At 38.0% G+C, this 8853-nt stretch carries 6 protein-coding genes; all 6 read right to left on the minus strand.

The window, feature by feature from the left end:
* Window positions 1-1028: 1028 nt before the first annotated feature.
* Window positions 1029-1778: a hypothetical protein gene (locus tag AC1D69_RS24780; protein WP_495458780.1), complete on the minus strand. Its 750-nt coding sequence runs from the start codon at window positions 1776-1778 to the stop codon at window positions 1029-1031.
* 235 nt (window positions 1779-2013) lie between these two features.
* Complete coding sequence (locus tag AC1D69_RS24785) at window positions 2014-2445, minus strand: GNAT family N-acetyltransferase (RefSeq protein ID WP_495458781.1); 432 nt, start codon at window positions 2443-2445, stop codon at window positions 2014-2016.
* A gap of 220 nt (window positions 2446-2665) precedes the next feature.
* Window positions 2666-3196, minus strand: a complete 531-nt coding sequence (locus AC1D69_RS24790; RefSeq protein WP_495458782.1) for an AAA family ATPase — start codon at window positions 3194-3196, stop codon at window positions 2666-2668.
* A 227-nt stretch (window positions 3197-3423) separates the two neighbouring features.
* A complete protein-coding gene (locus AC1D69_RS24795; RefSeq protein ID WP_495458783.1) occupies window positions 3424-4038 on the minus strand; it encodes a hypothetical protein in 615 nt (204 codons plus the stop codon).
* A gap of 2421 nt (window positions 4039-6459) precedes the next feature.
* Entirely contained in the window at window positions 6460-6714 is a 255-nt protein-coding gene (locus AC1D69_RS24800) for a hypothetical protein (protein WP_495458784.1), read from the minus strand.
* A gap of 1448 nt (window positions 6715-8162) precedes the next feature.
* A complete protein-coding gene (locus tag AC1D69_RS24805; RefSeq protein ID WP_495458785.1) occupies window positions 8163-8588 on the minus strand; it encodes a hypothetical protein in 426 nt (141 codons plus the stop codon).
* Window positions 8589-8853 lie beyond the last annotated feature (265 nt).

Consider the following 8853-nt stretch of genomic DNA (forward strand, 5'->3'; position numbering starts at 1 on the left):
CTAAAATGAACTCATCACATATGTTAAATGCCAATGATATTAATTGCTTGTACGTATTCCCAATTGGTTCTTCTAGTATTTCTATCATAAGATACTCCTTTGAAATGGGTTTCCGACGATCTTTCATCTCTAGCCTGATTGCATATAACGTTTGGCATTCCTGACGTTCAAGAAGCTTAAGGACCGTAGGTCCGGGTCGTCAGACTTAGCTGGTTGAATGTATCGCCTGAATATACTCCTTGAAAATCCTTCTAGCGATCAAGGGCGAATGCCCGCAGTAGGAATGCAGTGTTATAAGATGTCCGGGGCTTCTTTGAATATTCTCACTAATTCTTAAATAAATCACTTCACCGAAAAGCTTCAGTAAAACGTCACTTCAATCTACTTCTTCGAAATGCCTCAGTAAAATATCACTTCAATCTACTTCTTCGAAATGCCTCAATAAAATATCACTTCAATCTACTTCTTCGAAATGCCTCAATATAATATCACTTCAATCTACTTCTTCGAAATGCCTCAATAAAATATCACTTCAATCTACTTCTTCGAAATGCCTCAATAAAATATCACTTCAATCTACTTCTTCGAAATGCCTCAATAAAATATCACTTCAATCTATTTCTTCGAAATGCCTCAATAAAATATCACTTCAATCTACTTCTTCGAAATGCCTCAGTGAAATATCACTTCAATCTACTTCTTCAAAATGCCTCAGTGAAATATCACTTCAATCTACTTCTTCAAAATGCCTCAGCAAAATGTCATTTCAAATTTGCTTCCTCGATAAATCCTAGTAACATGTCACTTCAAATCTACTCCTTTGAAATATCCTAAGCAATAACAAATGTCTTTACCCCGGATTTCTTATAACGTTTGGCATTCCTGACGTTCAAGCAGCTTAAGTGACCATAGGGAACGGGTCGTCAGACTTAGCTGGTTGAATGTATCGCCTGAATATACTCCTTGAAAATTCTTCTAGCGATCAAGGGCGAATGCCCGCAGTAGGAATGCTGTGTTATACGACGGATTTAACCTTCTTGAATAAGCTTCCATGACCTCTTCGAACAAACTAACCAAATCTTATAGTCTATTATTTCATCCTTCAAATCATAAACTTTATCCATGTCTCTGTAATGTCCAACTGCAGTTATTGGAATCTGAATTTCATCTTTACCTTTTTTGATCTTTGATAAATCTATAAATAAACCTTCCTTTGTAGATTCCAATAAAACTCTTGAAATATCACTTGGGATATTAATGATCGATCTTCTCGTCAATTTCTGTAGTTTGAACACAAGTGCTCTTGATAAAATCATTTCATAATCCTCTAGCTTTGTTACATAGAGTTTATTAAACCATCCATCATCATGTGCATAATAAGCAAATCTTACCTTTGGTATATCGTTCAATGGGTTTGCAAGATGACCAAAGAATAATAATTCAGCGATTTGTACTTTAGTCAGTTGATCGAGATCTTCTTCTTTATTAAAATCAACCCAGCAAAAATCTCCATATCCATATATGTAATCATCAATTAATTCATTTATTTCTTGAGATGTTACATAATCAAATCTGGAGTGCTGATTCCACTCAGCATTATCAAATTTATGTTTAAGCAAAATTAGGTTCTCTGGTCTATTATCTACACAAGACATAAATTCAAAGAATTCAATACCATATGAATAGAAGCAACTATTATCTATTTCGCTACCACTTACATAGATTATCTCTCTAATATTCTGTTTTTTCTTCATTGGATTTGCCCTCGTATCATTCATGTAAATTGATTTGTTAAATCTGTCGTATAACGTTGCGCATTTATGACGTCCAAACGGCTTAAGGACCGAAGGTCCGGGTGGCTCTGCCACTTAGCCGGTTGGATGTGTCGTCTGAATACACTTCTCCGAAATACCTCTTGGCGACCAAGGAGCGCCAGTGACGTAGCAAAAATGCATTGTTATATGATGTCAACCTCTTCCCCGATTGATCTATCAAACTCTATTTATAAACTATTTATAGATATTTTTTAAATCCCTTACTTACTGACCCACTATACCCTTCTCTTTCAAAGAATTGGTGAGCTCTTAGACGTTGAGAGTTACTTAAAAGCATTATTCTGTGACAGTCAATAGATCTGCAATACTCATCGATATACTGCAAAAGTTTTTGTCCAATATTCTTACTCTGATGATTCTCATGGACAATTATATTCTCTATCACTCCATATGGTCTCAGACCATGCAATGCCTGAAGACATATGTTTAGCGTCACTGTCCCTAAGATTTCCCCTTCTTCATCGTATACTAGCAAAAAGTTCATAGGGTCTACTCTGATTTTTTCTATTTGTTCTTCTAAAACATTCATTTTTTTGCTATTTGGAACTAACATTCTGTAGAGCTTGAATAATTGTTCTTTGTCTTTTCCTTCTGCTTCTCGAATCATCATTCATTTGGCTCCTTTACATTAATTAGGTTGATTTCATATAACGTTTGTGTGTTCCTGAACCCGAAAGGCTTAAAGGAGCGCATGCGACTGGGTGGCTTCGCCACTTAGCCTTGCAGGGTTGTCTGCCTGATTCCACTTCCTCGAAATGCCTCGGGCAGACCTAGGAGCGTCAGCGACCCGGCAGGAAAACGGTGTTAGACGATGGCACCTGCTTCTTGAGTCAGCTAACAACCAAGTACTTTAGATTATTCTTTATGTCTTCTACAATTTTATTTATTTCATCCTCTTTATAGTTTTGTGTCTCTAATACATACCTTTCCTCTGTAATTGATTCTCTAAATTCTCTAAGTAAAATTAAACTTCTTTCCCCCATTTGGTTTTCAATTGGTCTTAATTTATCTCGGTATATAAGTGTTTCTTCATCAGCCATCAAAATTACATATATAATTCTGACATTCAAATCTTTAATTCCTTCTAAAAACAACTCTAAATCTTTGTTAAAAGTCACATAATCTATGACAACATCATAATTAACCCCAATCAAATTTCTTGTTATATCTAAAATGTTCTTCCAAGTCAGATTTAATGTTTCTTCACATATCCAAGGCCGCCCACGACCATTTACGGGAATATGACTGATATCATCTCCAGAAATATAAGCACTTCTATCTATAGATTGAACAAGTTTAGTAGCAGTTGTTGATTTTCCCACTCCAGCTGGGCCGGATACAAAATAAATAGTCTGTTTCATATTGTCACTTCAGTCCTTTAAATTGGTGTGTTTTATTATGTTTTTCAGGTGCTTTCGTCTAACGTTTGGCATTCCTGACGTTCAAGCAGCTTAAGTGACCGAAGGGAACGGGTCGTCAGACTTAGCTGGTTGAATGTGTCGCCTGAATAATCTCCTTGAAAATCCTTCTTGGCGATCAAGGGCGAATGCCCGAAGTAGGAATGTGGTGTTACCTGATGTACGGTTCATCATTGATCAGCTTTCAAAGGTATTGTTACTTCACATGCATAATCCTTCGGAAGTTCATCTTGTGTGCCCTTTACTTTCCAATACTCTTTCCAATAACTCCACCATCTCGAAACTAATTCTTCTATATCATTTAATTCAATATCACCGTTTTGTTTAATTATTCTAAGCTCTTGTGCGATAATGATAAAACCCACCTCGCCAGCTAAGAAAGCCAGACTGACTTTAGACTCGTCACTATCAAGCATCAGTAATGGATCTTGTCCAAATTTAATCTCGACCAGATAATCTGATTTCAATAACTCTCTAATAAAGTTTGAGTTGTTAAATTTAAACTCTCCATAGTTTATTGAAAATGATTCTAACTGATCTTCTCTAAATAGATCAGTCCAATTATTCGGTAGATTAGAAGTAACACTCTTTAGAAAACTAATAGAGACAGGATTGCCAAATCTCAATGCAACTTGACCTGACGGTGGGCTGGAATTAATAGGTGGTGACCAGATATGAGTTCCTCCAAATTCGAGTTGAAATACTTCTGGTAGTTTCTCTGCCCACCAAGACCAATATCCTACATCAGAAATCGCTTCCTCAAGGACTTCCAGTTTATCATTCATAAAAAATGCTCCTTAATATTATTATCCTAACCGTATTTCAGATAACGTTGCGCATTTCTGACGTCCGAACGGCTTAAGGACCATAGGTCCGGGTGGCTCTGCCACTTAGCCGGTTGGATGTGTCGCCTGATTCCACTTCTCCGAAATACCTCTTGGCGACCAAGGAGCGTCAGCGACGAAGCAAAAATGCATTGTTAACTGATGCTCCTTCATCTTCGACTTACCCTTCGAAATTACTTGTTCCGGTTTTTACGTGTTTACTTCTTTAACTCTCTTATTTTTTTAATGATCCTATCTAATCCTGTTTCCGCATAGGAAACACTCCTTGAAATATAGGCTCTTCATTTCTACTTTTTTCAATTATCGTTTCCGTGTGGGAAACATTCCATATTCGTTATAAGTTGATCATGTTTTCATGGTTTTTACTTTAAATCTGTTTCCGTATGGAAACTTTCATATCAGTTTTAAGCTCTACTCATCTTTAACATCTCTTTAATTAGCGCTTTTTCTTGCCTTTACATTTCTCTCAAGGAGTTTCAGTTAACGTATCCGCATTTCTGACGTCCGAACGGCTTAAGGACCGCAGGTACGGGTGGCTCTGCCACTTAGCCGGTTGGATGTGTCGTCTGATTCCACTTCTCCGTAATACCTCTTGGCGACCAAGGAGCGTCAGCGACGAAGCAAAAATGCATTGTTAACTGATGCTCCTTCTTCTTCGACTTACCCTTCGAAATTCCTTGTTCCGGTTTTTACGTGTTTCCTTCTTTAACTCACTTATTTCTTTAATGATTCTACCTAATCCTGTTTCCGCATAGGAAACACTCCTTGCAATATAGGCTCTTCATTTCTACCTTTTCTATTATGGTTTCCGTGTGGGAAACATTCCATATTGGTTATGAGTTGATCATATTTTCATGGTTTTTACTTTAATTCTGTTTCCGTATGGAAACTTTCATATCAGTTTAAGCCTTACTCATCTTTAACATCTCTTTAATTAGCGCTTTTTTATGCCTTTTACATTTCTCTCAAGGAGTTTCAGTTAACGTTGCGCATTTCTGACGTCCGAACGGCTTAAGGACCATAGGTCCGGGTGGCTCTGCCACTTAGCCGGTTGGATGTGTCGCCTGATTCCACTTCTCCGAAATACCTCTTGGCGACCAAGGAGCGTCAGCGACGAAGCAAAAATGCATTGTTAACTGATGCTCCTTCATCTTCGACTTACCCTTCGAAATTACTTGTTCCGGTTTTTACGTGTTTACTTCTTTAACTCTCTTATTTTTTTAATGATCCTATCTAATCCTGTTTCCGCATAGGAAACACTCCTTGAAATATAGGCTCTTCATTTCTACTTTTTTCAATTATCGTTTCCGTGTGGGAAACATTCCATATTCGTTATAAGTTGATCATGTTTTCATGGTTTTTACTTTAAATCTGTTTCCGTATGGAAACTTTCATATCAGTTTTAAGCTCTACTCATCTTTAACATCTCTTTAATTAGCGCTTTTTCTTGCCTTTACATTTCTCTCAAGGAGTTTCAGTTAACGTTTCGCATTTCAGACGTCCAAATGGCTTAAGGACCGTAGGTCCGGGTGGCTCGCCACTTAGCCAGTTGGATGTGTCGCCTGATTCACTTCCCAGGAATCCTTCTAGGCGACCAAGGAGCGTATGCGACGAAGCTAAAATGCATTGTTATGCGTAGTTGCTCGACCTCTTCGATTTGCCCCCGAAAGATTCGCCTTTCCTAATCCTTCTTTGCTCTTGCCTTTGATTCCTTCTTTTCTTGGATAACTCGGTCTTCTTCAATTATTCGTCTATTTGATGGTTACGTGCCCAAGCTCACTCTGACTCTTCTTCTAAGTAACCTTCTTCTTTGAAATCCCTCGGGACGAATAATTATGCTCCTCTACCTAGTCGAGTTATCATTAGGAATCAAAGGTATGGGATTAGGAAAGTTTTGCGAATCTTTCGGCCCCATGAAATTTCCTGAATATAATCTAGACGCCAAAAGAATCATAGGAGTTCGATCCTACCGCCGACCTCGGCGTTTCTTGGAGCGATAGTTCCTATGATTCTTGTTCTTCCTCGGTTTTTTACGTCCGGATTATATTCTTTTTCATGGGGTTGGGCTTCTCCAATGTTTATAGAGCAATTTCGCATAACGTTCGCGCATTACCGACGTCCAAACGGCTTAAGGACCATAGGTCCGGGTGGCTCTGCCACTTAGCCGGTTGGATGTGTCACCTGAATTAACTTCTTCGAAAATCCCTCCTGGTGACCAAGGGAGCGTAGCGACCGCTGTGGTAATGCAATGTTATCCGATGTTGGTGGCTTCTCTGAATCAACCCATCAAAGTCTCTTTATGTTTCTTATTTACTTTGCTTAGTCTTTGTATTATTTTTTGCACTTTATTATTTCTGCGTTCTATTTATTACTCTTTGGAAATCCGTAAGCTAATAAAAGAAATCCTAAGAAAAAAAAGAACCAAACAAAAAAATTATCAAAAAATCCTGAATAACCTGAATAATAAGATGTTCTATCGGAACCTGTTCCTTGAGATGCATAGCCTGCTGCAACTATTGAAGCAGATAATTTCTCTATGATTCTTTCAGTAGTATATAATACCCCGCTGACTATCATAAATATGGACCCTAAAATCTTATACAGGTTGTTTCCCAAGAAAAAAACTCCCTCCGCTTTTTAATCATGTTTTAGTATTTCAATATGTCTTTATACCAATTTCGGATAACGTTGCGCATTTCTGACGTCCGAACGGCTTAAGGACCGCAGGTCCGGGTGGCTCTGCCACTTAGCCGGTTGGATGTGTCGCCTGATTCTACTTCTCCGAAATACCTCTTGGCGACCAAGGAGCGTTAGCGACGAAGCAAAAATGTAATGTTATAAGATGTCCGGGGCCTCTTTGAATATTCTCACTAAATCTTTAATAAATCACTTCTCCGAAAAGCTCCAGCAAAATGTCACTTCAAATCTTCTTCTTCGAAATGCCTCAGTAAAATGTCACTTCAATCTTCTTCTTCGAAATGCCTCAGTAAAATGTCACTTCAATCTTCTTCTTCGAAATGCCTCAGTAAAATGTCACTTCAATCTTCTTCTTCGAAATGCCTCAGTAAAACGTCACTTCAATATACTTCTTTGAAGCCTCAGTAAAAACATCACTTCAATATACTTCTTCGAAATGCCTCAGCAAAATGTTATTTCAAATTTTCTTCCTCGATAAACCCTAGTAACATGTCACTTCAAATCAACTTCCTTGAAATATCCTAAGTAATAACAACTGTCTTTACCCCGGATTTCTTATAACGTTTGGCATTTCTGACGTCCAAACGGCTTAAGGACCGTAGGTCCGGGTGGCTCTGCCACTTAGCCGGTTGGATGTGTCGTCTGAATACACTTCTCCGAAATACCTCTTGGCGACCAAGGAGCGTCAGCGACGAAGCAAAAATGCATTGTTATAAGATGTCCGGGGCTTCTTTGAATATTCTCATTAATTCTTTAATAAATCACTTCTCCGAAACGCTCTAGCAAAATGTCACTTCAAATCTATTTCTTCGAAATGCCTCAGCAAAACGTCACTTCAAATCTACTTCTTCGATATGCCTCAGTAAAACGTCACTTCAAATCTACTTCTTCGATATGCCTCAGTAAAACGTCACTTCAATCTACTTCTTCGATATGCCTCAGTACAATGTCATTTCAAATTTGCTTCCTCGATAAACCCTAGTAGCATGTCACTTCAAATCTACTTTTTTGAAATGTCCTAAGCAATAACAAATGTCTTTACCCCGGATTTCTTATAACGTATGGCATTCCTGACGTTCAAGCAGCTTAAGGACCGTAGGTCCGGGTCGTCAGACTTAGCTGGTTGAATGTATCGCCTGAATAATCTCCCTGAAAATCCTTCTTGGCGATCAAGGGCGAATGCCCACAGTAGGAATGCGGTGTTACCTGATGTATCTGACTCCTCTGAATTTACCGTCAAATTCGAATTTAATGTAATTTCATGTCTTTAATGTCATGTGGCTTTGATTTATACTTCTTTACTTCTTCGAAATGCCTCTATGGGGGTTCAAATATTCACATTATTTAATCGTAACTATCTAACAAACTCATTTCATGCGTCTTAGCAAGAGTATAACAGCCGTAGATATTCCAAAAGAAATTGAAGCTATTATGATTGATGCAGTCAGAAAATCATCAACGAAAAAATTAACTCCATACCACTGTCCTATGAAAAAAATAACAAATGGTATTGCCCAATTAAAAGTAGCTTCTGTTGCATTTATATATATAGTTAACATAGAGATGAGAAACGTTGCGAACCAAAATGTAAAACAATACATCATTATTATACGACTCTTGCTTTTGATACCGAATACTAAAACAAGAATCCAAATAACTATGTATATAAAAGTGACAATCAAATTTTTTGCGTTTGCCGTGCTTCCAGTTAAGAACTCTTGAAAATTTAGAACTAAACCGCCAATGACAGCCACAATTGATAAAATAACTACTATTAAAGCATTATTCCTCATGATCAACCTCCTCATTTTGTAAGTGATCTTACTTCACAACCAAGCCTTTTCTTCTAAATTTTCCCTGTCATTAATTTTGTATTTCCCTTTATATTCTTATCTCAGATATTTCAGGTAACTTTGCGCATTTCTGACGTCCGAACGGCTTAAGGACCGTAGGTCCGGGTGGCTTTGCCACTTAGCCGGTTGGATGTGTCGCCTGATTCCACTTCTCCGAAATACCTCTTGGCGACCAAGGAGCGTCAGCGACGACGTAGAAATGCTT

This window comes from Paenibacillus sp. Y301, assembly GCF_059445505.1.

Excerpts from the sequence above, each read along its gene's own strand:
- AC1D69_RS24805 (WP_495458785.1), bottom strand. The coding sequence starts at position 8,588 with ATGAGGAATAATGCTTTAATAGTAGTTATTTTATCAATTGTGGCTGTC.
- AC1D69_RS24795 (WP_495458783.1), bottom strand. The coding sequence starts at position 4,038 with ATGAATGATAAACTGGAAGTCCTTGAGGAAGCGATTTCTGATGTAGGA.
- AC1D69_RS24780 (WP_495458780.1), bottom strand. The coding sequence starts at position 1,778 with ATGAATGATACGAGGGCAAATCCAATGAAGAAAAAACAGAATATTAGA.
- AC1D69_RS24785 (WP_495458781.1), bottom strand. The coding sequence starts at position 2,445 with ATGATGATTCGAGAAGCAGAAGGAAAAGACAAAGAACAATTATTCAAG.
- AC1D69_RS24790 (WP_495458782.1), bottom strand. The coding sequence starts at position 3,196 with ATGAAACAGACTATTTATTTTGTATCCGGCCCAGCTGGAGTGGGAAAA.